The sequence below is a fragment of the Methylibium sp. genome, assembly GCF_965279545.1.
In the GTDB taxonomy this organism is placed as follows: Bacteria; Pseudomonadota; Gammaproteobacteria; order Burkholderiales; family Burkholderiaceae_C; genus Methylibium.
This window is the reverse complement of record NZ_OZ257250.1, coordinates 767,623-792,172: the sequence shown is the minus strand read 5'-3', so window position 1 is coordinate 792,172 and position 24,550 is coordinate 767,623. Positions and strand designations below refer to the sequence as shown.

At 67.8% G+C, this 24,550-nt stretch carries 19 protein-coding genes, 1 tRNA gene and 1 pseudogene; 6 read left to right on the top strand and 15 right to left on the bottom strand.

Going from position 1 to position 24,550, the window contains the following annotated elements; all coding sequences use genetic code 11:
* Nucleotides 1-25: 25 nt before the first annotated feature.
* Both lgt and ACQY9S_RS03735 read right to left on the bottom strand, forming a co-directional pair.
* Nucleotides 26-820 (bottom strand): prolipoprotein diacylglyceryl transferase, encoded by a 795-nt coding sequence (lgt, locus tag ACQY9S_RS03740; protein ID WP_428423224.1) that lies wholly within the window; start codon nt 818-820, stop codon nt 26-28.
* Between the two features lie 71 nt (nt 821-891).
* The gene (locus tag ACQY9S_RS03735; protein WP_428423223.1) at nt 892-1,848 is read right to left on the bottom strand and encodes a LysR family transcriptional regulator; all 957 of its coding nucleotides are present in this window, start codon (nt 1,846-1,848) and stop codon (nt 892-894) included.
* Between the two features lie 106 nt (nt 1,849-1,954).
* On the opposite strand from ACQY9S_RS03735, the gene ilvD reads away from it, so the two are divergent.
* Nucleotides 1,955-3,637 (top strand): dihydroxy-acid dehydratase, encoded by a 1,683-nt coding sequence (gene ilvD, locus ACQY9S_RS03730; RefSeq protein ID WP_428423222.1) that lies wholly within the window; start codon nt 1,955-1,957, stop codon nt 3,635-3,637.
* 223 nt (nt 3,638-3,860) lie between these two features.
* On the opposite strand, the gene ACQY9S_RS03725 is transcribed toward ilvD, so the two are convergent.
* The 4 genes and pseudogenes from ACQY9S_RS03725 to ACQY9S_RS03710 all read right to left on the bottom strand — a co-directional run.
* Nucleotides 3,861-4,436, bottom strand: coding sequence for a hypothetical protein (locus ACQY9S_RS03725; RefSeq protein WP_428423221.1), 576 nt, complete (start codon nt 4,434-4,436; stop codon nt 3,861-3,863).
* A 2-nt stretch (nt 4,437-4,438) separates the two neighbouring features.
* A complete protein-coding gene (locus ACQY9S_RS03720; protein ID WP_428423220.1) occupies nt 4,439-8,887 on the bottom strand; it encodes an AAA domain-containing protein in 4,449 nt (1,482 codons plus the stop codon).
* 38 nt (nt 8,888-8,925) lie between these two features.
* Nucleotides 8,926-9,285 carry an HAD domain-containing protein gene (locus ACQY9S_RS03715; RefSeq protein WP_428423219.1) on the bottom strand — a complete coding sequence of 120 codons (360 nt, stop codon included), beginning with the start codon at nt 9,283-9,285 and terminating at the stop codon, nt 8,926-8,928.
* Nucleotides 9,286-9,573: 288 nt separating this feature from the next.
* Nucleotides 9,574-9,804, bottom strand: a pseudogene (locus ACQY9S_RS03710) (TIGR04438 family Trp-rich protein); the annotation flags it as partial.
* Nucleotides 9,805-9,915: 111 nt separating this feature from the next.
* Here ACQY9S_RS03710 and ACQY9S_RS03705 point away from each other — a divergent pair.
* Nucleotides 9,916-10,224, top strand: coding sequence for a c-type cytochrome (locus tag ACQY9S_RS03705; protein ID WP_428423218.1), 309 nt, complete (start codon nt 9,916-9,918; stop codon nt 10,222-10,224).
* A gap of 205 nt (nt 10,225-10,429) precedes the next feature.
* Here ACQY9S_RS03705 and acs read toward each other — a convergent pair whose 3' ends face one another.
* Entirely contained in the window at nt 10,430-12,400 is a 1,971-nt protein-coding gene (gene acs / locus ACQY9S_RS03700) for an acetate--CoA ligase (protein ID WP_428423217.1), read from the bottom strand.
* A 211-nt stretch (nt 12,401-12,611) separates the two neighbouring features.
* Between acs and ACQY9S_RS03695 the strand changes: the two genes are divergently transcribed.
* Nucleotides 12,612-13,211, top strand: coding sequence for a YqhA family protein (locus tag ACQY9S_RS03695; protein WP_428423216.1), 600 nt, complete (start codon nt 12,612-12,614; stop codon nt 13,209-13,211).
* A gap of 74 nt (nt 13,212-13,285) precedes the next feature.
* On the opposite strand, the gene nhaA is transcribed toward ACQY9S_RS03695, so the two are convergent.
* Nucleotides 13,286-14,452, bottom strand: a complete 1,167-nt coding sequence (gene nhaA / locus ACQY9S_RS03690) for a Na+/H+ antiporter NhaA (RefSeq protein WP_428423215.1) — start codon at nt 14,450-14,452, stop codon at nt 13,286-13,288.
* A gap of 118 nt (nt 14,453-14,570) precedes the next feature.
* On the opposite strand from nhaA, the gene ACQY9S_RS03685 reads away from it, so the two are divergent.
* The 3 genes from ACQY9S_RS03685 to ACQY9S_RS03675 are packed head-to-tail and all read left to right on the top strand — an operon-like array spanning nt 14,571 to nt 17,229.
* Nucleotides 14,571-16,094, top strand: a complete 1,524-nt coding sequence (locus tag ACQY9S_RS03685; protein ID WP_428423214.1) for a fumarate hydratase — start codon at nt 14,571-14,573, stop codon at nt 16,092-16,094.
* Nucleotides 16,052-16,324 carry a cysteine-rich CWC family protein gene (locus ACQY9S_RS03680; RefSeq protein WP_428423213.1) on the top strand — a complete coding sequence of 91 codons (273 nt, stop codon included), beginning with the start codon at nt 16,052-16,054 and terminating at the stop codon, nt 16,322-16,324. The genes ACQY9S_RS03685 and ACQY9S_RS03680 overlap by 43 nt, the downstream gene beginning before the upstream one ends.
* Complete coding sequence (locus ACQY9S_RS03675) at nt 16,321-17,229, top strand: c-type cytochrome (protein WP_428423212.1); 909 nt, start codon at nt 16,321-16,323, stop codon at nt 17,227-17,229. Before ACQY9S_RS03680 ends, ACQY9S_RS03675 begins: the two co-directional genes overlap by 4 nt.
* Nucleotides 17,230-17,242: 13 nt before the next feature.
* On the opposite strand, the gene ACQY9S_RS03670 is transcribed toward ACQY9S_RS03675, so the two are convergent.
* From ACQY9S_RS03670 to ACQY9S_RS03640, 7 genes are all read right to left on the bottom strand, one after another.
* Nucleotides 17,243-17,521, bottom strand: a complete 279-nt coding sequence (locus ACQY9S_RS03670) for a DUF427 domain-containing protein (RefSeq protein ID WP_428423211.1) — start codon at nt 17,519-17,521, stop codon at nt 17,243-17,245.
* Nucleotides 17,522-17,534: 13 nt separating this feature from the next.
* The gene (gene egtD / locus ACQY9S_RS03665; protein WP_428425573.1) at nt 17,535-18,500 is read right to left on the bottom strand and encodes an L-histidine N(alpha)-methyltransferase; all 966 of its coding nucleotides are present in this window, start codon (nt 18,498-18,500) and stop codon (nt 17,535-17,537) included.
* A 35-nt stretch (nt 18,501-18,535) separates the two neighbouring features.
* Nucleotides 18,536-19,816, bottom strand: a complete 1,281-nt coding sequence (gene egtB / locus ACQY9S_RS03660) for an ergothioneine biosynthesis protein EgtB (RefSeq protein WP_428423210.1) — start codon at nt 19,814-19,816, stop codon at nt 18,536-18,538.
* 76 nt (nt 19,817-19,892) lie between these two features.
* Nucleotides 19,893-19,969, bottom strand: a tRNA-Arg gene (locus tag ACQY9S_RS03655).
* A 111-nt stretch (nt 19,970-20,080) separates the two neighbouring features.
* Nucleotides 20,081-21,682 (bottom strand): DHA2 family efflux MFS transporter permease subunit, encoded by a 1,602-nt coding sequence (locus ACQY9S_RS03650; RefSeq protein WP_428423209.1) that lies wholly within the window; start codon nt 21,680-21,682, stop codon nt 20,081-20,083.
* Nucleotides 21,683-21,721: 39 nt separating this feature from the next.
* The gene (locus ACQY9S_RS03645) at nt 21,722-23,023 is read right to left on the bottom strand and encodes an HlyD family efflux transporter periplasmic adaptor subunit (RefSeq protein WP_428423208.1); all 1,302 of its coding nucleotides are present in this window, start codon (nt 23,021-23,023) and stop codon (nt 21,722-21,724) included.
* A 25-nt stretch (nt 23,024-23,048) separates the two neighbouring features.
* Nucleotides 23,049-24,518: an efflux transporter outer membrane subunit gene (locus ACQY9S_RS03640; protein WP_428423207.1), complete on the bottom strand. Its 1,470-nt coding sequence runs from the start codon at nt 24,516-24,518 to the stop codon at nt 23,049-23,051.
* Nucleotides 24,519-24,550 lie beyond the last annotated feature (32 nt).

Below are 24,550 nucleotides of genomic sequence, written 5' to 3'. Positions count from 1 at the left end.
CAGGACCGGCGGCAACGTGGATCGATCAGGTGCGTCGACTCGCCCAGACCCACAGCGTCACGCCCCCGGCCACCATCGGCACGCACAGCCACTGCCCCATGCTCATGCCGAGCGCGAGCAGGCCGAGAAAGCCATCCGGCTCGCGGAAGTATTCGGCGACGAAGCGCAACACGCCGTAGCCCACCAGGAAAGCGCCAGATACCTGCCCGGTCGCGCGCGGCTTGCGCGCATAGAGCCACAACAGCACGAATAGCAGCAGGCCTTCGAGCGCGAACTGGTACAGCGGCGATGGGTGGCGCGGGATGTCGCTGCCCGACTGCGGATAGATCATCGCCCACGGCAGCGAAGGGTCGGCCGCGCGACCCCACAACTCGCCGTTGATGAAGTTGCCGATGCGACCGCTCGCCAGGCCCGTCGGCACGCAGGGTGCGATCAGATCGGTCACCTCGAGCCAACGGCGCTGGCGAAGGCGGGCGAACCATGCCATCGCGACGATCACGCCCAGCAAGCCGCCGTGGAAGGCCATGCCGCCCTTCCACACCTCGAAGATCTCGATCGGGTGCGACGCGTAGTAGCCCGGCTTGTAGAACAGCACGTAGCCGAGCCGCCCCCCGACGATCACGCCGAGCACACCGTAGAACAGCAGGTCCTCGACATCGCGACGTGTCCAGCCGACCTCCCTGAAAGGTGAGTGCTTGACGCGCAGCGAGGCCAGCCACAGGAACAGACCGAAGGCGACGAGGTAGGTCAGGCCGTACCAGTGGATCGCCAGCGGCCCGAGCTTCAAGGCGATGGGGTCGAACTGCGGGTGTATCAGCATGGGCGGCTCGACGAGAACGCGAGTGGGAAGGAGCGGAACAGGCCGGCACGATACCGCAGCACCGTGGTGCTTCAACCGCTGCGCGTGCGCGGGCTGCGCCGCCGCGGCGGCTGTGCGGCGCGGATGAACTCGACGAAGCGCTCGACCACGGCCGAAGGCTCGCGGCGCCACACCAGGCTGGTCTCGCAGCGCGGCGCCCCCGTGGCCAGCGACGGTGGCAGCGCGCGGTACACCACGCCGCTGCGCTGCAGCTTCGTCACCACCTCGGGCACCCAGGCCACTCCCAGGCCGGCCGAGACCAGGTTGACGATGGTCTGCATCTGGATCGCCTCCTGCGCGATCCGCGGCGCAGCGCCGTGGCGGTGGTAGCAGGCGAGCACCGCGTCGAACAGTGACGGCGCGATCGCCCTCGGAAAGATCACCAGCGGCTGAGCCAACAGTGCCGCCAGCGACAGCCGCGCGGCCGTTGCCAGCGGGTGCGCCTCGGGCAGCGCCAGCACCAGCGGCTCCTCGACGACGCGCAGCGCCTCCAGCCCTGCATCCTCCAGGCCGGGACCGATGGCACTGGCGTGCAGCATGAACCCGGCATCGAGCTCGCCCTGCGCGAAGGCTTCCAGCTGCACGTCGGTGGTGACCTCGCGCAGTTCGACCTCGATGCGCGGGTGACGCTCGCGAAAACCGCGCAGCCAGTCGGGCAAGGGCCCGAAGCCCAGCGTCGATACGAAGCCCAGGCGCAGCCGCCCCACATCGCCCTGCCCGGCGGCACGCGCCAGCGACGACAGGGCCTCACCCTGGGCCAGCCACTGCCGCACCGGCAGCACCAGCGCCGCACCGGCCGGCGTGAGCGCCACCGCACGGCGGCTGCGCACGAACAGCGGCAGTCCGAAACGCCGCTCGAGCTGCTGGATCGCCATCGTCAGCGGCGGCTGCGTCATGTGCAGCCGCTGCGCTGCGCGGCCGAAGTGCAGCAGTTCCGCCACCGCCAGGAACTGGCGCCAGACCCGCACGTCGATGATGTCGTCACTCATCTATACAGCATATCAATCATGCATCCAACATATATTGGACGCGTCGATGGGGCAAGGTCGATACTCGGCGCCGCACCCCATCCGCCAGCCCGAGGAGCCAGCCGTCATGAGCATCAACCGCCGTTCGAAGAACATCACCGAAGGCGTGGCGCGAGCGCCCAACCGCTCGATGTACTACGCGATGGGCTACCAGGAAGCCGACTTCAAGAAGCCGATGATCGGCGTGGCCAACGGCCACTCGACGATCACGCCCTGCAACTCCGGCCTGCAAAAGCTCGCCGACGCGGCCGTCGCCGGCATCGAAGCCGCCGGCGGCAACGCGCAGATCTTCGGCACGCCGACCATCAGCGACGGCATGGCGATGGGCACCGAGGGCATGAAGTACTCGCTGGTCTCGCGCGAGGTCATCGCCGACTGCGTCGAGACCTGCGTCGGCGGCCAATGGATGGACGGCGTGCTGGTCGTCGGCGGCTGCGACAAGAACATGCCCGGCGGCATGATGGGCATGCTGCGCGCCAACGTGCCGGCGATCTACGTCTACGGAGGCACCATCCTGCCGGGCAAGTACAAGGGCCAGGACCTCAACATCGTCAGCGTGTTCGAGGCCGTCGGCCAGTTCACCGCGGGCAACATGAGCGAGGAGGACTTCTGCCAGATCGAACGCCGCGCCATTCCCGGCAGCGGCTCCTGCGGTGGCATGTACACGGCGAACACCATGAGCTCGGCCTTCGAGGCGCTGGGCATGAGCCTGCCGTTCGCGTCGACGATGGCCAACGTCGAGGACCCGATCGTCGAGCACACCCGGGAAGCCGCACGCGTGCTGGTGGACGCCGTGAAGGCCAACCTGAAGCCGCGCGACATCGTCACGCGCAAGAGCATCGAGAACGCGGTCGCGGTGATCATGGCCACCGGCGGCTCGACCAACGCGGTGCTGCACTTCCTGGCCATTGCGCACGCCGCCGGCGTCGACTGGACGATCGACGACTTCGAGCGTGTGCGCCGCAAGGTGCCGGTGCTGTGCGACCTCAAGCCCAGCGGGCGCTACCTCGCGATCGACCTGCACCGCGCCGGCGGCATTCCGCAGGTGATGAAGGTCCTGCTGAACGCCGGCCTGATCCACGGCGACTGCATCACGATCACCGGCAAGACCGTGACCGAGAACCTGGCTGCAATTCCCGACGTGCCGCGGGCCGACCAGGACGTGATCCGCCCGATCGCGAACCCGATGTACCAGCAAGGTCATCTCGCGATCCTGAAAGGCAACCTGTCGCCCGAGGGCGCGGTCGCCAAGATCACCGGCCTGAAGAACCCCAGCATGACCGGCCCGGCACGTGTCTTCGACGACGAGCAGTCGGCGCTCGCCGCTATCATGGCCAAGCAGATCCACGCCGGCGACGTGATGGTGCTGCGCTACCTCGGCCCGATGGGCGGCCCGGGCATGCCGGAGATGCTGGCACCGACCGGTGCACTGATCGGCCAGGGCCTGGGCGAGTCGGTCGGCCTGATCACCGACGGCCGCTTCTCCGGCGGCACCTGGGGCATGGTGGTCGGCCACGTCGCGCCCGAGGCTGCGGCCGGCGGCACCATCGCGCTGGTGCAGGAAGGCGACTCGATCACGATCGACGCCCACACGCTGACGCTGCAGCTGAACGTCGGCGCCGAGGAGCTCGCGAAGCGCCGCGCAGCCTGGAAGACGCCGGCGCCGCGCTGCACGCGCGGCGTGCTGGCCAAGTTCGCGAAGAACGCGTCGAGCGCCAGCAGCGGTGCGGTATTGGACCGCTTCGAGTAAACCGGCCTCGCTTGCGCGTTCGGCGAATCGAAAAGGGCGACCCTCAGGTCGCCCTTTTCGATGGCGTCGGGTGTTATTCCCCTGTTGGCACACAAATCGCCGGAGAGCAAGCATTGGCGCGGGTTTTCAGGGGGGTGACCGTTTCAAACGGACGGGGTGAGACCCCCTCACCGCGCACGTAGCGCTGACGCCACGCGCTCATACGTGCAATGCACGTGAGCGGCTAGCGTCCGCCGCAGCGAGCCTGCGACAGCGCGGCATACGCCGCATTAACCCGCTTGGCCTCCGCCAACGCCTGCGCACACTTCTCTGTGCTCAGCGTCTTCCACCGCGAGGGATGAGACTGCTGCACGAGCGTGCGTCGCGTTTGCTCAAGGGACTCCCATGTGGCGCCTAGCGATGCCTTCAGGATCTTGTAGGCGTCGCCCAGCGGCACGGCCGGGGTCGAGCTTGCCGGCTTGGTCGCCGGCGGGGACTCCGGCGGTTTGACAGCGGGAGCGACCGTTCGTACCGAGGTAGGCGCAGAGACGACGGGCTGGGTGGCAGAGCGCCCCCACAGGTCGGGCTGCTGCGAAACAGGTGCTGGCGCTCGAGGCGGCGTCGGCACGGCGGCGGGTGGCGCAGCTGAGGTGCTCCCGTACATCGCCGCTTGCACTTCCGCCAGCAGTGCGACCGCCCTGGGGACCTGGCGGTACTGGAGCTCGTGCTCAAGTTGCTTGAGCACCTTCAGGTCGGACTTCCCTTTGGCGCACATCTCCTCAAGCTGTCCAACCCCATGCTGCATCAAAGGACGAGGCATGGTTACGCGGCCTCCTGCTCTTCGTCGGCTTCCACGTCGTAGGGGTCAACTTCCTTGTAGTGAACCCACACGGTGTTGTCGACTGACTCCGCGCCAAGGGGTTCGATACCCAACTTCTGCAGCGTTTGCATGAGGTCGGCCAACACAGCCTCACGCCGACGGACAAAGCTCGACGCGAAGCAACGCCAAAACGTCCAGCCCGCCCGTTCAAGCACTCGCTGGCGCACCATGTCGTCCTGCCATTGACCTGGGCCGTGGAAGCGGTCGCCGTCGCACTCAATGGCGAGACGGCGGCCCTCGTTGCCTTCAACGACGAAGTCGATGCGGTAGCCGCCGCAGGGAACTTGCGGCTCCACGCGGAAGCCGCGCTTGACCAACTCGTCGAACATTTCGAACTCGAAGCCCGACTCGCACCTCTCGCGCAGGGCATGCACCTTCTTGGCGTCTTGACGGAACGGCTGCTTGAAGTGGCTGATGACCTTGCCGTTGAGCGAGTCCTCTTTGAACTCAGTCTCGCCAACCGAGCGGAACAGGTACATGCGGTCCCGGGCACGGGACAGCGCGACGTTGAAACGTTGGTGCATGTCGGCACGGTTAGCAGCCGAGCGGTCGCCAGGCCCGAGGACCATCGACACCAGCATGATGTCGCGCTCGCGGCCCTGGAAAACCGGCGGCGGGCCAATCGCAATCTTGCGTGCCACGATGTCGATGGGTGAAATCCGCTCGCTCACCATCTCGTGGATGAGCGCCGCTTGGGAAGTCCCGAGCAGGGTCACAACGCCGATGCTCCGCCCCTCGAACAGCGGGTCAGCCAGGATGCTCTCGATTTCGTCGACGATGGCCTTGGCCTCAGGGTCGTTCACATCACCCTTGCGGTACCCGCCTTTGACGAACACATCGACCAACGGCGGGTCTAGGCGCTCGTTGGCCTTGGGCACACGCAGGGGTCGGATGTCCCCTTGGTAGAACTCGCGATTCGAGAACTCAATGATAGCTGGCACGCAGCGGAAATGCTCCTTGAGCATCACCGAGTTGCCGGCAAAGACAACGCGTGCCAAGTCGTAGATGGACTTGTCAGGCGTCATCTCGGAGCCGTGCGGCTGGTTAGTCAGGAACCGGCCGACGAGCTCCTTGATTTTTTCCTCGGCAGTGCCCACAGCCGATGGGGACACCTGCTTGTGGTCGCCGACTACCAGGACCTTCTTGCCACGCAACAAGGCCGGAAGCGCCCAGATGTCGGACTGCGATGCCTCGTCGATGACTACAAGGTCGAACAACCCAACGTCGGGCGGGATGGTCTCGGAGACGCGCCACTGGGGCAGCACCCAACAGGGCACGGCCTGGTACGCCCGCACCATCGCGTCGCGTGCGCTCTTGCGGTGACGGACGGCACGTACGCCAGTACCAGCGCCCATCGCTTGTACAGCGTTCAGGTAGGCCTGTAGTGCCTGACGCACAGAGTCCGGGGAGTTGTGAAACACGCCCAGCCACGTTTTCTCTGCGACGAGCTCCTGATAGGTGCGAGCCAGCGCCGTCGTCAATGCCTTGCGTTCCTCGAACAGCTCGCGCACCTTGTGGTGGCCGTCGATGGCATCCAGGAACATGACGGCCTGCCGCCAGTTCCACGCATCCAGCCAGTTCGCCGGCGTGATGGAGTCCGTGTCGGCAGAGGCTGCCTGGGTGCGCAGACGCTTGGCCCACTTCGAAGCCCCAGCCGCTTCGATTGCGGCGGTCACACGGTAGATTTCCTGGAGCGAAGGGAGCAATGCCGTGAGCCGTGACAGTTCGGCTTGCAGGGCCAGCCACTTTGCCTGCAGCTCGGCCTCGTCCGCCGCGGGCCGACCGAGCGACTCGGTCAGGAACGTGCGCAACTGGTCGACGATGCCGCCCCTATGGCCTTCGAGTTTTCGGACCAGTTCCTGGACCCGCTTCATCGCGTAGGCCAGGCGACCCTTGTCGACATGCGCCTGCAGGCTTGAGTACGCGGTGGCCACGAACGTCTCGCCGCCGTCCCACATCCGGTCGGCGGTGCGCTTGCCGAAGACCTCCTCGAGGCGGGAATGAAGCTTCGCGTCAAAGTCGAAAGTCAGCAGCCGGACGTCCTCGATGCCGGATTGCCACAGCGCGACCTTCTTGACGCCGGCTTCAACGCCGGGGTCCGGTGCGGCCAGACCGAACTCGGCCGACAGCGAGTTCCAGCGAGCCAGGACCTTTCGGGCCTCGGTGCGCCAGCCGAGGGTCTCTTGCACGAGCCCCCAGTCGCCCTTGGTCGAAGGTGCGGCACCCGTGACGGTTGCCGCAGCGATGAGCTTGCGGGCATCGCCCTTGCCGAACGGGAGCGCGAATGCACTCTTGCCTCCGACCAGGCGGGTCAGCGCGTCAGTGAGGTCCTCGTTGAGCTCGGCGTCAGCCGGGACATTCACGGCCTTGGCCACGAGCTCCCGTCGTTGGCGCTCCAGCTTGCGCACGTCGGCGACAACGGCCAACAGCGCCTGCAGCACGGGGTCGCCAGGCTGCATGTCGGCGAACCGTTTGGCCAGTGTGTCCAGCCCGGGCTGACGCATACCCGCCAGCTTGGCCTTCAACGCCATGCGGCCCCCCAGGAACTGCACCAGCGCCTGAGCCTTCTCGAAGGTCTCCAGTCTGGAGTCCACGAGCGCGAGGATGTCGCCTTGGGTGACACTGGCCTCGATGGACTTCGCTTTGACGAGGTCGCGGTGCAAGCCCAGCAGGTCCGCCCACACCGGGAAGGCGTCTACCGCCGGCAGCGAGCAGCCCAGGTATCCCAGGTCCGCACCCACCACCATGCGGGCGTGCCTGAGCGAGGCAATGGCCGCATCGTCGAAAGGGAGCACGCCGCCCTTAGTAGCAGGCGGCTCGTCATCGAACCACTCGTGGGCCTGTGCGTCCTGGAGCACAAGCTTCGCCATCTCCTCGGGCAGCACTTCGCGGTCCTGGAACTGGCACTTCTGCATGTGCTTGCTCGCGTAGGCCGAGACCGTTCGGTCGACGTGCGAAATTTTGGCGTGGAGCTGGTTGAGCTTCTCCTCCGCTGCAGCGATGTTGGCAGTGGCCCGCGTTGGGTTGATGGACGCAACGCTGGACGCAATTGTTTGTATGGCGTGCTCGAACTGCTTCATGCCGTCGCGCTCATCGGACAGCAACGCAACGCTCAGCGGGCGAACGCCTTCAGGCAGTTTCTCCTGGAGTACCGCCAGGGCGGACTCGCCCTTGGCAGTGACCAGCACGCGCTTGCCTTGGGCCAGGTAGTGGCAGATGACATTGGCAATCGTGTGGGTCTTACCGGTGCCCGGTGGCCCCTGTACGACCACACCGTCGTTGGCGTGCAGCTTCTGGACGATGGAGACCTGCTCGTCGTTGTAGGCCATCGGGAAGAACAGCTCCATGGCATTCGACCCGCCATCGCTGGTCGACAGGCCTCGGAACGGCTGCTCCGGCCGGACGCGGACTGTCGAGTCACCGTGCTCGACGAAGCTGCGGATGACGCTCGGCAGCGAAGTCGCTTCCTCGACCTTCTTTTTGAGGCGCCTGATGTCCTCCAGGAAGATGTCGCCCGAGCGCTTGCGCCCGAAGAGCACCCAGGTGTTCGTAATCTTGAGTTTGTCGCTCGGCACCGGTGGCGTCACGTCGTCGGTGCGCACCTCATATGCGCCTGAAGGGTCCAGGTGCCCGACGGCGGACTTCAACGTGCCATCAAAGGTCGATGACTCGAATGGGTTGACTCGATTTGCGCCGGTGGCCAGTGCGCTGCGCCAGAACGCTTCCAGCTGGCGCACGCCGGGCAGTTCCATCTCGGCGTAGCAGTCAGCCTCCAGCCGAGGCTCGACGTCGCGCGGGCGAACCTCGAGGTCGAAGGTCTTTTCGTTGAGCGTGACCTCGCAGGGCTGGACCAGCAGCGGGTACTTGACCGGAGTGGCGAAGCCTTCCTTTTTCCAAGACGCATAGCCAATGCCCCAAGCCAATTCAAGCGGCGTTTCGGCGCCCTCTGACGAAATGGCCTGCTGCAGGGAGAAGAGCTGGCTGTAGCGGGCAATGGTCTTGCGGCGCGGCCACTCCGCCGCGGCCCAAGGCTCCCACTGGTACTCCACGTACCAGTCGAAGAACTCGCGGACTTCGGGGTAGTCTTCGATGCGCTCGCGCGCGACTTCGCGCTTGCCTTCGAGGATGATGATTTCGCTCTTGAGTTCAGGTGTCTTCTCGGGGCTCTTCGGGACCGTCACCCAAGGTCTTAGGACTTCATCCGGCTCCGGCGCGGCAATCTCTTGCAGCCGGGGAAGGCGCAGCCAGACGTCGTCGCCCTCGACCTGCAAGTTGAACTGCAACTCCGGCAGGCCCTTGAGTTCGTGCTGATAAGCCACGAAGAACTCGCTCGGGACCGAGAAGGCCGGCTTGGTTTTCAACTTCTCGACTTGCTCGATGTAGTTGAGCAAATCGAGTACCTGTGGTGCTCCCGCTGCGAGTCCTTCCGTCACTTCTTGGCTCCCTTGCCTCGGCTCACCTTGGCCGGCGGAACCGAGAGTCCGTGCTGCTCGCAGTGCGCGAAGACCAGAGGACGGCCACCAAGTGCGCGACCCCGAGGTGTGACGGGTGTGGCACCAATAACTCGCTGGGCTATCCGGGGTGGCAGCAGCCGCTGAATGCCGACCAGATTGCGGCCGTCTCGATGGGTGGAGGCGACAACCAGCGCGAGCTGCGGAAGCTCGTCAAGCAATGCTTGGAGCTCATCGCAGAGCGCCATCTCTCGCCAGTCATCGAGAGCGGGAGCCTGGAGCACGCCATCAAAGTCCAGGAACAAGACAAGGGACGGCAGGGGCAGACAGTAGGACATCCATGCTCCTGTGTAGCGCGCTGGCGCTGTCAGAATTTAGCCTCCTGAACCCCTGGAACCAGCTTTTCAGAGAGGGTGCCATCAGGGGGATACACCCATGGCGTCATTCAGCGGCTAACGCTTGGTATCCGGTTCGCCGTCGACACGACTGGTGCTCTGGCTGTCGAAACGGCTGTTGAGGATGGAGTCGCGCGCCTTCTTGCGCTGAGCCTCGCGCCGGCCTTCGATCTTGTCCGTCTGCCTCAACTGCGAAGCCTTGAAGGCGGCCGCCTTCTTCTTCTCGAATGCACGGGGATCGATCCCCAGCGCCGCCATGTTCTTGCGACGGCGAGCGACCTTGCGCTCGTCCATCTTTTCCATTTCCTTGCGCTTGGTGTAGCCCGACATGTCGGCCCAGGCCCACCAGACCGCGGCCAGCGGAAACGGCGCCAGCACCACCCACCACGACCACACCCCGACGGCACCGATGTCGAGCAGTTTCAGCGCTGTCAGCAGAACTCCCAGAACCACGAACCACATCGCACCCTCCCCCACCCGGCCGATACCGGCGCAGCGCACGCGGGTCAACCTTGCCCCCGTACAATGCGTTTTGCACTTTACCCCAGCCATGACATAGCAAGGAGACCCGCGATGAACCGGAAAGTGATGATGTGTGTGGTCGTTGGCGCCCTGAGCGCCGCGCCCGCCTTCGCCAATGCCGATCTGGCACAAAAGAAGAACTGCATGGCCTGCCATTCGATCGACCAGAAGGTGCTCGGCCCGGCCTTCAAGTCAGTCGCTGCCAAGTACGCCGGGGACAAGGACGCCGTGGCCAAGCTGACCACCAAGGTCCTCAAGGGCGGCTCGGGCTCCTTCGGTCAGATCCCGATGCCGGCCAATACCCAGGTCAGCGAGGCCGAAGCCAAGGAACTGGTGACCTGGGTTCTCGGATTGAAGTGATTCCGGCGCGTCGCGCCAGCAACCACGAGAAAAAAGGGCCCCGCATGCGGGGCCCTTTTTCATTGCCTGGCCGACAGACTCAGTTGGTCTGCGACAACTGCTCGAGGATGGCCGGATTCTGGTGACCACCCCACGTCGCTGCGCGACATGAGTGTTCCCCGATCCGGCCACGACGCTGACGCGCCGCGCCCTTCGGGCCCTCGATTCAGTTGGTCTGCGCCAACTGCTCGAGGATGGCCGGATTCTCCAACGTCGAGGTGTCCTGCGTGATGGCTTCGCCCTTGGCGATCGAGCGCAGCAGCCGCCGCATGATCTTGCCGGAGCGGGTCTTGGGCAGGTTGTCGCCGAAGCGGATGTCCTTGGGCTTGGCGATCGGGCCGATCTCCTTGCCCACCCAGTTGCGCAGCTCGGCGGCGATCTTCTTCGCCTCCTCGCCGGTGGGGCGGGCACGCTTCAAGACCACGAAGGCGCAAATCGCCTCGCCGGTGGTGTCGTCCGGACGGCCGACCACCGCCGCCTCGGCCACCAGCTCGGTGTGCGACACCAGGGCCGATTCGATCTCCATCGTGCCCATGCGATGGCCCGATACGTTGAGCACGTCGTCGATGCGGCCGGTGATCGTGAAGTAGCCGGTTTTCTCGTCGCGGATCGCGCCGTCGCCCGCGAGGTAGTACTTGCCCTGGAAGTCTTCCGGGTAGTAGCTCTTCTTGTAGCGCTCGGGGTCACCCCAGATCGTGCGGATCATGCTCGGCCACGGCTTCTTGACGACCAGGATGCCGCCCTGGCCGTTCGGCACGTCCTTGCCGGTCTCGTCGACGATCGCGGCCATGATGCCGGGGAACGGCAGCGTGCACGAACCCGGCACCAGCGGCGTGGCGCCCGGCAGCGGCGTGATCATGTGGCCGCCGGTCTCGGTCTGCCAGAAGGTGTCGACGATCGGGCAGCGCCCGCCGCCGATGTGCAAGTGGTACCACTCCCAGGCGGCCGGGTTGATCGGCTCACCCACCGAGCCGAGGATGCGCAGGCTCGTGAGGTCGTAGTTCCTCGGGTGCGCCGCGGCCGTGCCTTCGGCGGCCTTGATCAGCGAACGAATCGCCGTCGGCGCGGTGTAGAAAATGCTGACTTTGTGGTCCTGGATCATCTTCCAGAAGCGACCGGCGTCCGGATAGGTCGGCACGCCCTCGAACACGATCTCGGTGCCGCCCAGCGCCAGCGGACCGTAGGTGATGTAGGTGTGGCCGGTGACCCAGCCGATATCGGCCGTGCACCAGAACACGTCGTCGGGCTTCAGGTCGAAGGTCCACTTGGTGGTCAGCGCCGCGTGCAGCAGGTAGCCGCCGGTCGAGTGCTGCACGCCCTTGGGCTTGCCGGTCGAACCCGAGGTGTAGAGCAGGAACAGCGGATGCTCGGCACCCACCCACTCCGGCTCGCAGCTCGTGGGCTGGCCCTGGACGAAGTCGCTCATCCACACGTCGCGCGGCGCGCTGAAGGCCACGTTGCCACCAGTGCGCTTGGTCACCACGACGTGCCTGACGCTTTCGCAGCCGCCGAGCGCCAGCGCCTCGTCGACGATGGCCTTGAGCGGCAGGTGCTTGCCGCCGCGCACCTGCTGATCGGCCGTCAGCACCAGCACCGCGCCGGTGTCCTGGATGCGGTCGCGCAGGCTTTGCGCCGAGAAGCCGCCGAACACGACCGAGTGCGTCGCGCCGATGCGGGCGCAGGCCTGCATCGCCACCACGCCGTCGATCGACATCGACATGTAGATGACGACGCGATCGCCCTTCTTCACGCCCTGGGCGCGCAGCGCGTTGGCGAGCTGGCAGGTCTGTGCGAGCAGTTGGCTGTAGCTGGCTCGCGTGACCTCGCCACCGTCGGCCTCGAAGATGATCGCCGTCTTGTCGCCCAAGCCGCGCTCGATGTTGCGGTCGAGGCAGTTGTAAGAAACGTTCAGCGTGCCGTCTTCGAACCACTTGAAGAACGGTGCGTCGCTGTCGTTCAGCACCTTGGTGAACGGCGTCTTCCAGCTCACCAGTTCGCGCGCGAGACGGGCCCAAAAGCCCTCGTAGTCAGCCTGCGCCTCGGCCACCAGCCTGTCGTAGGCGGCCATGCCCGACACATGGGCCGCAGCGGCCAGCGCGGCCGGCGGGGCGTAGATAGGGGATTCCTGCGTGCTCATGTTTGTCTCCTGAAGGCGTAGTTGTCGGTCGGCACCATAGGCACAGGCTCTTACGATGCCCTTACTCGCGATCCTGGCAATGTAGCGCGGACCGGCAGGCCTTGACCATTGCGGCTAGCCCCGAGCGATTGCTTCATGCGGGCACGCTCCCACGGAGCGATGCGCAGCGCTGTTCAATAGAATCGGGACCGTCTTTCTTCGTTCCCACCCCATGTCCGCCCCCGACCCGATAAAAACCAAGCTCCCCGCCCTGCCCAACCTGATCTTTGCCAGCCGCTGGCTGCAACTGCCGCTCTATCTGGGGCTGATCCTGGCGCAGGTCGTCTACGTTTACCACTTCTGGGTCGAGCTGGTGCACCTGATCGAGGCGGCGTTCGGCCATGCCGACGCACTGCAGAAGCTCGTGACCAGCATCGGCTACAGGACCGACGCGCCGATCACGACCCTCAACGAGACGGTGATCATGCTCGTCGTGCTGGCGCTGATCGACGTGGTGATGATCAGCAACCTGCTGATCATGGTGATCGTCGGGGGCTACGAGACCTTCGTGTCCCGCATGAACCTCGAGGGCCATCCCGACCAGCCGGAGTGGCTCAGCCACGTGAATGCCTCGGTGCTCAAGGTCAAGCTCGCCACGGCGATCATCGGCATCAGTTCGATCCACTTGCTGAAAACCTTCATCAATGCGGACAACTACACCGACCGCGTGCTGATCGCGCAAACGGCGATCCACATCACCTTCCTGCTGTCGGCCATGGCCATTGCGTTCACCGACCGGCTGATGACCCCCGCGGCGCACGCCGATCACTGAAACCCGATGAACGGCGGGCCGTGCCCGCGCGAAGCACCGGGCGCCTGCGCTCGAAAGGGTCGGCGGCGGTCGACTCAGGACCGGGCGCAAGCCCTCAGCAGCACCAGCGTGCCGAGCACGCCGGCGACCAGCGAGCCGGCCAGCACGCCGATCTTGAGCTGCGTTTCGTACGACGCACCCTGGCCGTCGAACGCCAGCGCGCCAATGAACAGGCTCATCGTGAAGCCCACGCCGCACAGCAGGCACACGCCGAAAAACTGGGCGCGGCTGGCACCCCCCGGCAACTCGGCACCCGCCAGCTTCACCAGCAGCCACGAGGTGCCGAACACACCGATCGCCTTGCCCAGCACCAGGCCGGCGGCGATGCCCAGCGGCACCGTCTGCGTCAGCGTCGCGAACGTCACGCCGTCGAGCGCCACGCCCGCGTTGACGAAGGCGAACACCGGCAGGACCATGAACGCGACCCAGGGGTGCAAGGCGTGCTCGGCGCTCTCCAGCGGCGAGCCGCCACCGGGGCGGCGCAGCGGGATCGCGAAAGCGGTCGCCACGCCGGCCAGCGTGGCGTGCACACCCGACTTCAGCACGCAGACCCAGACGATCAGACCGACGATCGCATACGGCCCGATGCTCATCACGCGGCAACGGTTCAGCACGAACAGCAGCGCGATGCCGGCCAGCGCGGCAGCCAGCATCGGCAGCGACAGGCTGGCGGTGTAGAACAGCGCGATCACGACGATCGCGCCGAGGTCGTCGATGATCGCCACCGCGGTCAGGAACACCTTCAGCGAGGTCGGCACGCGCGAGCCCAGCAGCATCAGGATGCCGAGCGCGAACGCGATGTCGGTGGCAGCGGGGATGGCCCAGCCGCGCAGCGCGACCGGGTCGCCGAGGTTGATGGCGGCGTAGATCAGCGCCGGCGCGACCATGCCGCCGAGTGCGGCACCAGCCGGCAGCAAGGCCCGGCGCATCGTCGCCAGTTCACCCGCCAGCAGCTCGCGCTTGATCTCCAGGCCGACCAGGAAGAAGAACACCGCCATCCACAGGTCGTTGACCCACAGCAGCAGCGGCTTGGCGAGCACCAGCGACTCGCCGACGCGCAGCTCGCCGGGCAACTGCACGAAGCGCTGGTAGGCCGCAGCCCACGGCGAGTTGCTGACCCCCAGCGCCAGCAGCGCCGCGACCGCCAGCACCACGCCGCCGGCCGACTCGGACTTGATGAAATGGCGGATGCTGCCGAGCACGTGACCCTCCCCTGGTTCAGTAAACTCGAGCACTTGCCTTGCCGCTGCAGCCTCGAGGCGCAGGCCCGGCGCCTGCATGCATTGTTCCGCAGCACCGCCCCTTTCACGGGATAACCCCATGACCACGATCCGACACGCCGATCTCGTTGACAGCATCGCCGCCGCGCTGCAGTACATCAGCTACTACCACCCGGCCGACTACATCTCCCACCTCGCGCGCGCCTACGAGCAGGAGCGGAGCCCGGCGGCGAAGGATGCAATCGCACAGATCCTGACCAACTCGAAGATGTGCGCCGAGGGCCACCGCCCGATCTGCCAGGACACCGGCATCGTCAACGTGTTCCTGAAGATCGGCATGGATGTGCGCTTCGAGGGCTTCAGCGGCTCGATCGAGGACGCCGTCAACGAAGGCGTGCGCCGTGGCTACCTGAACCCGGACAACGTGTTGCGCGCCAGCATCGTGGCCGACCCGCATTTCGAGCGCAAGAACACCAAGGACAACACCCCGGCGGTCGTGCACATGACCGTGGTGCCGGGCAACACGGTCGACGTGCAGGTGGCCGCCAAGGGGGGCGGTTCCGAGAACAAGAGCAAGTTCGTCATGCTCAACCCCAGCGACAGCCTGGTCGACTGGGTGCTGAAGACGGTGCCGACCATGGGCGCCGGCTGGTGCCCGCCGGGCATGCTGGGCATCGGCATCGGCGGCTCGGCCGAGAAGGCGATGCTGATGGCCAAGGAGTCGCTGATGGGCGACATCGACATGTACGAGTTGAAGGCCCGCGGCCCGCAGAGCAAGCTCGAGGAACTGCGCATCGAGCTGTGCGACAAGATCAACGCGCTGGGCATCGGGGCCCAGGGCCTGGGCGGCCTGACCACTGTGCTGGACGTCAAGATCTCGATGTTCCCCACGCACGCGGCGAGCAAGCCGGTCGCGATGATCCCGAACTGCGCCGCGACGCGCCATGGGCACTTCGTGCTCGACGGCTCGGGCCCGGCCTACCTCGAGCCGCCCAGCCTCGACCTGTGGCCCGACGTGAAATGGGCGCCCGACTACAACAAGAGCAAGTCGGTGAACCTCGATACCCTGACGCGCGAAGAGGTCGCGAGCTGGAAGCCGGGCGACACCCTGCTGCTGAACGGCAAGATGCTCACCGGCCGCGACGCCGCGCACAAGCGCATCCAGGACATGCTGGCCAAGGGCGAGAAGCTGCCGGTGGATTTCACCGACCGCGTCATCTACTACGTCGGCCCGGTCGACCCGGTGCGCGACGAGGTGGTCGGCCCCGCCGGCCCGACCACCGCCACGCGGATGGACAAGTTCACCGAGATGATGCTGGCGCAGACCGGTCTGATCGGCATGATCGGCAAGGCCGAGCGCGGACCGGCCGGCATCGAGGCGATCAGGAAGCACCGGAGCGCCTACCTGATGGCGGTGGGTGGCGCCGCCTACCTGGTCGCGAAGGCCATCAAGCAGGCCAAGGTGGTCGGCTTCGCCGACCTCGGGATGGAGGCGATCTACGAGTTCGACGTCAAGGACATGCCGGTGACCGTGGCCGTCGACGCGACCGGCACCTCGGTGCACCAGACCGGACCTGCCGAATGGCAAGCGAAGATCGGCAAGATCCCCGTCGCGGCGGCCTGAGCACGGCGCCGCTGCGGACCGTGGACTGCCCCGTCTGTGGCGGCCCGAACGCCTGCGCGGTCGCCGCGGTCGGCAGTTTCGACGTGGACTGCTGGTGCCGCCGGGTCCGGATCGATCCCGCGACGCTGGCATCGCTGCCGCCGGCCCAGCGCGGCACGGCCTGCCTGTGCCGCGGCTGCGCCGAAGCACCTGAATCTGCAGTGACAACCGCCCCGGGGAGGCAACGATGAAGCGATGGATTCGACGCACTGCCCTCGGCGCCGCCGTGCTGCTGGGTCTGGCCGCCGTGGCGGCGTGGGCCGGCACCTGGTACGCCGACCGCAAGGCCCAGCGCCGCATCGACCTGCCGCCTTACCCGCTGGCCGCGAAGAACGATCCGGCGGCCATCGAGCGAGGCCACTACCTGTACGCCTCGCGCGGCTGTGCCGATTGCCATGGCGACAACGCCGGCGGCCGCGTCGTCATCGACGACGCGAAGACCGGCTTCTTCGTCAGGGGCGCCGACATCAGCCCGGGCGGCGCTCACGTGGTCGCCGCCTACAGCCCCGCCGACTGGGAACGCAGCATCCGCCATGGCGTGCGGCCCGACGGCAGGCCGCTGCTGGTGATGCCCAGCGAGGACTACAACCGCCTGACCGACGATGATGTCGCGGCCCTGATGGCCTACCTGCAGCAGTTGCCGCCGGCCGCGGGCGAGCCGGCGCTCGTGCGGATGCCGATCCTCGTCAAGCTGCTGTACGCAGCCGGCGTGATCCAGGACGCGGCCGAGAAGATCGACCACCTGCGGGCACCGTCGCAGCCGGTGCCCGAGGACGTGAGCGTGGCGCACGGCAGCTATGTCGCCAACATGTGCCTCGGCTGCCACGGCAGCCAGCTCTCCGGCGGGAAGATCCCCGGCGCGCCGCCGGACTGGCCGGCGGCGGCCAACCTCACGCCCGGCGACGGCAGCGCGCTGACTCGCTATGCCGATGCGCCGCAGTTCGCGCTGATGATGCGCAGCGGTCGCCGCCCGGATGGCAGCGCCGTGAGTCCGGTGATGCCCTTCGCATCGCTCGCCCGCATGAACGACACCGACCTCGCCGCGCTCTACCTCTACCTGAAGACCGTACCGCCGCGACCGGCGGGCGGGCGCTGAACGCGGCGCGGCACTACGAGACCCGCACACCCTTCCAGAACGCGACCCGGCCCTTGATCTCGGCCGCAGCCTCCTTCGGGTCGGCGTAGTACCAGACGGCGTCCGGGTTCAGGTCGCCGTCGACCAGCAGCGAGTAGTAGCTCGCCTCGCCCTTCCACGAGCACATGGTGTGGTGGTTGCTGCCCACCACGTACTCGCGCTTGAGCGCGCTCTCGGGAAAGTAGTGGTTGCCCTCGATCACCACGGTGTCGTCGCTCTCGGCGACGACCACGCCGTTCCACTCTGCCTTCATCGGGTCTCCTGGTTCAGGCCGGCAGCGCCAGCCAATGGATGCTGAACAGCCGCTGCGGATCGCACCATACCGCCCGCGGCAGGTAGCCGGCGCGCTCGGCCAGTTCGCGAAAGCCCGCGACGCTGAACTTGTGCGAATTCTCGGTGTGCAGCGTGTCGCCCTCGGCGAACTCGAACCCATGGCCGCAGACCCGCACCTGCTGCACGCGCCGGCTCACCAGGTGCATCTCGATGCGCTGCAGCGTCGGCTGGTAGAAGGCGTGGTGCGCGAACTGCGCGAGGTCGAAGTTCGCACCGAGTTCGCGGTTGGCACGCGCCAGCAGGTTGAGGTTGAAGGCCGCGGTCACGCCGGCCGCGTCGTTGTAGGCGGCGTGCAGCAGCGCCGGATCCTTGACGAGGTCGACGCCGATCAGCAGGCCGCCGCCGCGCAGCAGGGCGGCCGTGCGGCGCAGGAAGTCCAGCGCCTCGTCGGGGGTGAAATTGCCGATCGACGAGCCCGGGAAGAAGCCCACGCGCCGCCCGCCCGTGGCCGAGCGCGCCGGCAGCTCGAAGGCGCGCGTGAAGTCGGCGGCGATCGGCCGCACGTCCAGCCCCGGATGATCGGCGCGCAGCGCGTCGGCCGCGGCATGCAAGTGCTCGGCCGAGATGTCGATCGGCACGAAGCGGCGCGGCCGCTGCAGGGCGTCGAGCAGCACACGGATCTTGCGGCTCGAGCCGGCGCCGAACTCCACGATCTCGGCGTCCGGGCCGATGCACTCGGCCATCTCGCCGGCCCGCTCGCGCATCAGGGCCAGCTCGGTGCGCGTCGGGTAGTACTCGGGCAGTTCGCAGATGCGGTCGAACAGCGCCGAGCCCGCGCGGTCGTAGAAGAACTTGGGCGCGATGCTGCGCGGCCGGCGCGCCAGCCCGGCCAGCAGCTCGCGGGCGAAATCGCCGTCGACCACCGGCGGCGGCAGGCCAGCGTCGGCAGCCTGCGGCAGCTGGGCGTCGGGCGTGGTGCGCAGCGGTTGCATCGTCATTCGATGTCCTTCGCCAGTCGCAGGCCCGAGAACTGCCAGCGCGCCCCCGGCGCGAAGAAGTTGCGGTAGCTCGGCCGCGCGTGCCCGCTCGGCGTGGCGCAGCTGCCGCCACGCAGCACCAGCTGACCGACCATGAACTTGCCGTTGTACTCGGCCACCGCGCCGGCCAGCGGCCGGAAGCCCGGGTAGGGGTCGTAGGACGAGCGGGTCCACTCCCACACCTCGCCGACGCCGCCCAGCACGCCCTCGGCCGCCGCGGCCTCCCACTCGAACTCGGTCGGCAAGCGTGCCCCGGCCCAGGCGGCGTAGGCCGCCGCTTCGTAGAAGCTCAGGTGACACACCGGTTCGTCCAGCGCCAGCGGCTGCGGCCCGTGCAGCGTGAACACCTGCGGCAGCGGCGCACCGCTCTCGATCCAGTACAGCGGTGCGTCCCAGCCCTGCTGCTGCACGGCGGCCCAGCCGTCGCTCAGCCAGAGTTCGGGCCGGCGGTAGCCGCCGTCACGGACGAAGTCGAGGAACTCGCCACCGCTCACCGGCCGGCTGGCCAGTTGGTGGGCCCGCAACAGCACGCGATGGCGCGGCGTTTCGTTGTCGAAGGCAAACGGCTGCTCGGCCGTGGCGCCGATCTGCACGACGCCGTCGGGCCGCTCCAGCCAGCGCAGCGGCGCGGCACACACCGCCCGCGGGTGCGGGCGGCGCGCTGCGAACGCGGCCCCCTCGTCTTGCTGCGGCGCGCGCCGATAGACAGGCCGCAAGGGGTTGAGCGACAGCAGGTGCTTCACGTCGGTCAGCATCAGCTCCTGATGCTGTTGCTCGTGCTGCAGGCCGAGCGCGATCAGCGGCAGCGCGGTCGACCACGCGGCCGGCTCGGCGGACCGCATGAAGCCGATCATCGCCTCGTCGACGTGTCGCCGGTACTGCAGCACCTCCTCGGACGACGGCCTGGTGAGCAGACCGCGCTGCGCGCGCGGGTGGCGCGGGCCGAGCGACTCGTAGTAGGAGTTGAACAGGAACGCGTAGCCTTCATCGTGCACGTGGTAGCCGGGCTGGTGCGCCTGCAGCACGACGGTCTCGAAGAACCAGCTGGTGTGCGCGAGGTGCCACTTCGTCGGACTGGCGTCGGGCATCGACTGCACGCACTGGTCCTCGGCCGACAGCGGCGCGGCCAGCTGCACCGAGCTGCCGCGCACCGCCTGGAATCTGCGGCGCCATGCCGTGCGCAGAGCGAAGTCCGCCGCGGCGGCAGAGGGCTGGAGCGCTGTGGCATGCAAGCTCATGCGTCACTCCTCGGTGACGGCGAACAGGGTGGGTGCAGGTGCATGCCCTTGGTCGCCGTGGTGATCGATTCCTTACTGGCCTGCCCGACAGGAATCGAACCTGTAACCCCCAGCTTAGAAGGCTGGTGCTCTATCCAGTTGAGCTACGGGCAGGTAGGCGCGCGAAGTGTACGCGGCGGGTCGTGGCGTCGCGACCCTGTGGGCATGCCGGCACGCCCCCTGCTCGGCACCAGGTGCACGGCGGCGGAGCGGCATCGGCGACAGTCAGTGCGCACCGCTCGCATCGGCCGCGGCACCGCCCCTGACGGGCCGCGCGAGCCACACCACGCCGATCAGCAGCACGAAGACCAGCGCCGAGGCGAGGAACACGTCGTTGGCGCTCAGCATGAAGGCCTGCTGGTCGATCAGGCGGTTGATGTAGGCGAGACCCTGCTCCGGGCTCAGGCCGGCGACTCCCAGCTTCGCCAGCGCGTCGGTAGTGGCGTCGCTGCCGGTCGAAATCTGCTCGGCCAGGTGCGCATGGTGCATTGCCGCGCGGTCTTCCCACAGCGTGGTCGCGATCGAGGTGCCGAACGAGCCGGCGGTGATGCGCACGAAGTTGCTCAGCCCCGAGGCGGCCGGCATGCGCTCCGGCGGCAGGCCCGACAGCGTGAGCGACACCAGCGGGATGAAGAAACAGGCCATCGCCACCCCCTGCACGATGGTGGGCACGATGATCGTGAACGCGTCGGCCTGGGTGTTGAAGTGCCCGCGCATCCACAGCACGAGCGCGAACACCAGGAAGGACACGGTCGCGAAGAGGCGCGGGTCGATGCGGCCGACGTTCTTGCCGACCAGCGGCGACAGCAGGATCGCCAGCACGCCCACCGGCGCGAGCACCCAGCCGGCGGCAGTCGCCGTGTAGCCCATGTACTGCTGCAGCCACAGCGGCAGCAGCACGACGTTGCCGAAGAACAGCCCGTAGCCCAGGCTCAGCGCCAGCGCGCCGGTCCAGAAGTTGCGCCGCTTGAAGAGCGTGAGGTCGACGATCGGGTGCTCTTCGGTCAGCTCCCAGGCAATGAAGAAGGCCAGGCCGATCACCGCCGCCGCCGCCAGCGCCACGACCTGCCCACTGGCAAACCAGTCGAGCTCCTTGCCCTTGTCGAGCATCACCTGCAGCGAGCCGACCCACAGCAGCAGCAGGCCCAGGCCCACGGCATCGATCGGCAGCTTGCGCGTCGTCGACTCGCGCTTCGCGTACAGCGCCCAGGTGGCCGCCGCCGTCGCCAGGCCGACCGGGATGTTGATGTAGAAGATCCACGGCCAGCTGAAGTTGTCGGTGATCCAGCCGCCGAGCAGCGGCCCCATGACCGGCGCCACGAGCGTGGTGACCGACCACATGGCGAGCGCCATGCCGGCCTTGGCCTTCGGGTAGCTGCCCAGCAGCAGCGTCTGCGACAGCGGAATCATCGGGCCCGCCACGGCGCCCTGCAACACGCGACAGGCGATCAGCGCCTCGATGCTCGGTGCCAGGCCACACAGCCACGACGCCAGCACGAACAGCAACACGCTCGCGGTGAACAGGCGCACCTGGCCGAAGCGCTGCGTCAGCCAACCGGTCAGCGGCACCGAAACCGCGTTCGCGACGCCGAAGCTCGTGATGACCCAGGTGCCCTGGCTCGGGCTCACGCCCAGGTCACCGGCGATGGCCGGAATGGACACGTTGGCGATCGACGTGTCGAGCACGTTCATGAAGGTCGCGAGCGACAGCGCGATGGTGCCGAGCACCAGGGCGCCACCGCTCAGCGGCAGGTGTTCGGCCGCTGGCGCGGGCCGGGCCGCCGGCGCATCCGCGCCGAGGGAACGCGGGCCTGCTACGGAAGACATTTCAGCTCCAGGTGAAAGGCCGGCCGCGCTTCGGCAGCATCAGTTCAGCGGCAAGGCCGGCCGCGCTGCGACGAGTGCCGCGTGCACCGGGGGCATGCCACCGGTCTTCGGTCCGGCCGGTGGCTGCGCCGTGCGGATACCGCGGCCGAGGTTGGCGTCGATGATCCGCCGCACATCCGCGCCGGCATCGTCGTCGGTCACGTCGAACACCTGCGTGCTGGTCACGGTGTCCTGTCGCGGCGCGTCGGCCAGCGTCTTGCCGCCCTGCTCACGCACGTCGACCTCGGCCTGCATCGACAGGCCGACGCGCAAGGGATGGGCCTTCAGCTCGGCCACGTCGAGCGCAACCCGCACCGGCACGCGCTGCACGACCTTGATCCAGTTGCCGGTCGCGTTCTGCGCGGGCAGCAGGCTGAAGGCCGCGCCGGTGCCGGCGCCCAGGCCGGCGATCTTGCCGTGGTATTCGATGTCCTTGCCGTACAGGTCGGCATGCAGCGTGACCGGCTGGCCGATGCGCATGCGCTGCAGCTGCACTTCCTTGAAGTTCGCGTCGACCCACACCTGGTCCAGCGGCACCACCGACATCAGCGGCGAGCCGGCCTGCACCCGCTGTCCGACCTGGACGCTGCGCTTGGCGACGTAGCCGTCGACCGGTGCCGGCAGGTCGGCGCGCCGCAGCGACAGGTGGACCTCGCGCACGCGCGCCGCGGCGCGCTGCACGCTCGGGTGCTGCTCGACGCTGGTGCCTTCGGTCAGCGACTGGTTCGACGCCAGTTGCTCACGCGCCGACAGCGCGGCCGACCTGGCCGCCGCCAGCACGCTCTGCGCTGCCTTCAATGCAGTGGTGCTGTGCTCGAATTCTTCCTTGCCGACCGCCCCGGTGGCGACCAGCGGCGCGCGCCGGTTCACGTCGTCCTGCGCCTTGGCGACATCGGCCTGGGCACGCAGCACGTCGGCCTCGCGCAGGGCGATCTGCGCACCGAAGGTGGCATTGTTGGCGAACAGCGTGCGCACTTCACGCACCGTCTGTGCCAGCTGCGCCTCGGCCTGGTCGAGCGCGACCTGCGCGTCGGCCGGGTCCAGCCGCACCAGCGGCTGGCCAGCCTTCACGAAGTCGGTGTCCTCGGCATTGATCGCGAGCACCGTGCCGCCGACCTGCGGCGTGATCTGCACCACGTTGCCCTGCACGTAGGCGTTGTCGGTCGACTCGAGATGACGGCCGTGCACGAACCAGTAGGCGCCGTAGCCGGCACCAGCGACGACGAAGATGCCGGCCAACGCCAGCATCAGCTTCTTGCGCTGCGGCTTCGCAGCAGTGGCAGGAACTTGGGTTTCGCTCATGGAAGACTCCGCAATCGGATGGGGTTCAGCGCGCGCTCGGTGCGGCGGCGGCCAGCGCGGCCACATCGCCGCGCGGCAAGGCGCCGGGCTGGTAGCCGCCGCCGAGCGCCCGGATCAGGGCGACCTGCGTTTCGAGGGCCCGGGCCTTCAGGTCGGTGGCCTGGCGTCGCTGGCTCAGCACCGAGGTCTCGGCCGTGAGGACGGTCAGGTAGCTGCCCAGCCCCGCCCTGTAGCGCTGCGTGGCCAGGTCGTAGGCCGACTCGGCCGCGTCCTGCGCTTCGCGCTGCTCGTGCGCCTGGCGCTCGACGGATTGCAGCGAGGCGATCCGGTCGGCCACCTCACGCACCGCGTCGAGCACACCGGCGTTGTAGGCCTCCACGGCCGCATCGACCTCGGCCGCGCGACCGCGCAGGTTCGACCGCAGGCGGCCGGCGTCGAAGATCGGCAGGCGGATCGCCGGGCCGATGCCGGCCTGAGCGCTGCCGGCTTCGAACAGGCGGTCCAGGCCGATCGCGGAGACGCCGGCAAAGGCGACGAGGTTGACGCTGGGATAGAACCCGGCCTTCGCGACATCGATCTCCTTGGCGGCGGCCTCGACGCGCCAGCGCGAGGCGGCGATGTCGGGGCGGCGGGCGAGCAGGTCGCCCGGGATGACCGCGGGCAAGGTCGTGAGCCGCCACGGCGACAACGCCGGCGCCAGCGCGTCGAGCGCGTCCGGCGCCTGCACGGTGAGCGCGGCCAGCGCGTGACGCGCCAGGGCGATCTGTTCGTTCAGTGATTCGATCTGCTGCCGCGTGTCGGGCACCGACCCTTCGGCCTGGCGCAGTTCGACCTGCGTGTCGATGCCGGCCTGGGTGCGCTGGCGCACCAGCGCCAGCGTGTCCTGCCGCTGCGCGAGTGCACGCTCGGCGACCGTCTTCTGCTCGACCAGCCGCGCCAGCTCCACATAGCCGCGCACCACGTTGGCAGCGAGCAGCGTGCGCGCGGCCTGCGCGTCGGCCTGGGCGGCGCGGGCGTTGCCGATGGCCGCGTCGAGCGCCGCACGTTGCTTGCCGAACAGGTCGAGCTCCCAGCTGGCTTCGAGCTGCAGCGTCGCACTGCTGCGCGTGGAGCCGGCCAGCGGCGGCGGGTAGAGGCCGTTTTCGGTGTAGCGCTGGCGTGTCGCGTCGGCACTGCCGTCGAGCCGCGGCAGGCGCGCGGCCTCGGCCAATCCGGTGGCCGCCTGCGCCTGTGCGATGCGCGCTTGCGCCAGCTTCAGGTCCGGGCTGTCGGCCAGCGCCCGGGCCACCAGGGCATCGAGGGCGGCGTCGCCATAGCCCAGCCACCAGTCGGGGGCAAGCGGCGCCGCGACCGCAGCGTCCTGCACGCCGAGCGAGGACGGCGCCAGCACCTGCGCCTGCGGCGCGATGCCCTGCGTGCTGGCACAGCCGGCCACGACCAGGGCTGCGGCCAGAAGACTCAAAGGACGGAGCAAACGGTTCGACATGACGAGCATCGATTCAAGAAAAAGGAAACGACCGGGGACTC

Bases quoted from the DNA above. Each gene is read 5' to 3' on its own strand.
- lgt (WP_428423224.1), bottom strand. From the start codon at position 820: ATGCTGATACACCCGCAGTTCGACCCCATCGCCTTGAAGCTCGGGCCG.
- ACQY9S_RS03735 (WP_428423223.1), bottom strand. From the start codon at position 1,848: ATGAGTGACGACATCATCGACGTGCGGGTCTGGCGCCAGTTCCTGGCG.
- ilvD (WP_428423222.1), top strand. From the start codon at position 1,955: ATGAGCATCAACCGCCGTTCGAAGAACATCACCGAAGGCGTGGCGCGA.
- ACQY9S_RS03725 (WP_428423221.1), bottom strand. From the start codon at position 4,436: ATGCCTCGTCCTTTGATGCAGCATGGGGTTGGACAGCTTGAGGAGATG.
- ACQY9S_RS03715 (WP_428423219.1), bottom strand. From the start codon at position 9,285: ATGTCCTACTGTCTGCCCCTGCCGTCCCTTGTCTTGTTCCTGGACTTT.
- ACQY9S_RS03705 (WP_428423218.1), top strand. From the start codon at position 9,916: ATGAACCGGAAAGTGATGATGTGTGTGGTCGTTGGCGCCCTGAGCGCC.
- acs (WP_428423217.1), bottom strand. From the start codon at position 12,400: ATGAGCACGCAGGAATCCCCTATCTACGCCCCGCCGGCCGCGCTGGCC.
- ACQY9S_RS03695 (WP_428423216.1), top strand. From the start codon at position 12,612: ATGTCCGCCCCCGACCCGATAAAAACCAAGCTCCCCGCCCTGCCCAAC.
- ACQY9S_RS03685 (WP_428423214.1), top strand. From the start codon at position 14,571: ATGACCACGATCCGACACGCCGATCTCGTTGACAGCATCGCCGCCGCG.
- ACQY9S_RS03680 (WP_428423213.1), top strand. From the start codon at position 16,052: ATGGCAAGCGAAGATCGGCAAGATCCCCGTCGCGGCGGCCTGAGCACG.
- ACQY9S_RS03675 (WP_428423212.1), top strand. From the start codon at position 16,321: ATGAAGCGATGGATTCGACGCACTGCCCTCGGCGCCGCCGTGCTGCTG.
- ACQY9S_RS03670 (WP_428423211.1), bottom strand. From the start codon at position 17,521: ATGAAGGCAGAGTGGAACGGCGTGGTCGTCGCCGAGAGCGACGACACC.
- egtB (WP_428423210.1), bottom strand. From the start codon at position 19,816: ATGAGCTTGCATGCCACAGCGCTCCAGCCCTCTGCCGCCGCGGCGGAC.
- ACQY9S_RS03650 (WP_428423209.1), bottom strand. From the start codon at position 21,682: ATGTCTTCCGTAGCAGGCCCGCGTTCCCTCGGCGCGGATGCGCCGGCG.
- ACQY9S_RS03645 (WP_428423208.1), bottom strand. From the start codon at position 23,023: ATGAGCGAAACCCAAGTTCCTGCCACTGCTGCGAAGCCGCAGCGCAAG.
- ACQY9S_RS03640 (WP_428423207.1), bottom strand. From the start codon at position 24,518: ATGCTCGTCATGTCGAACCGTTTGCTCCGTCCTTTGAGTCTTCTGGCC.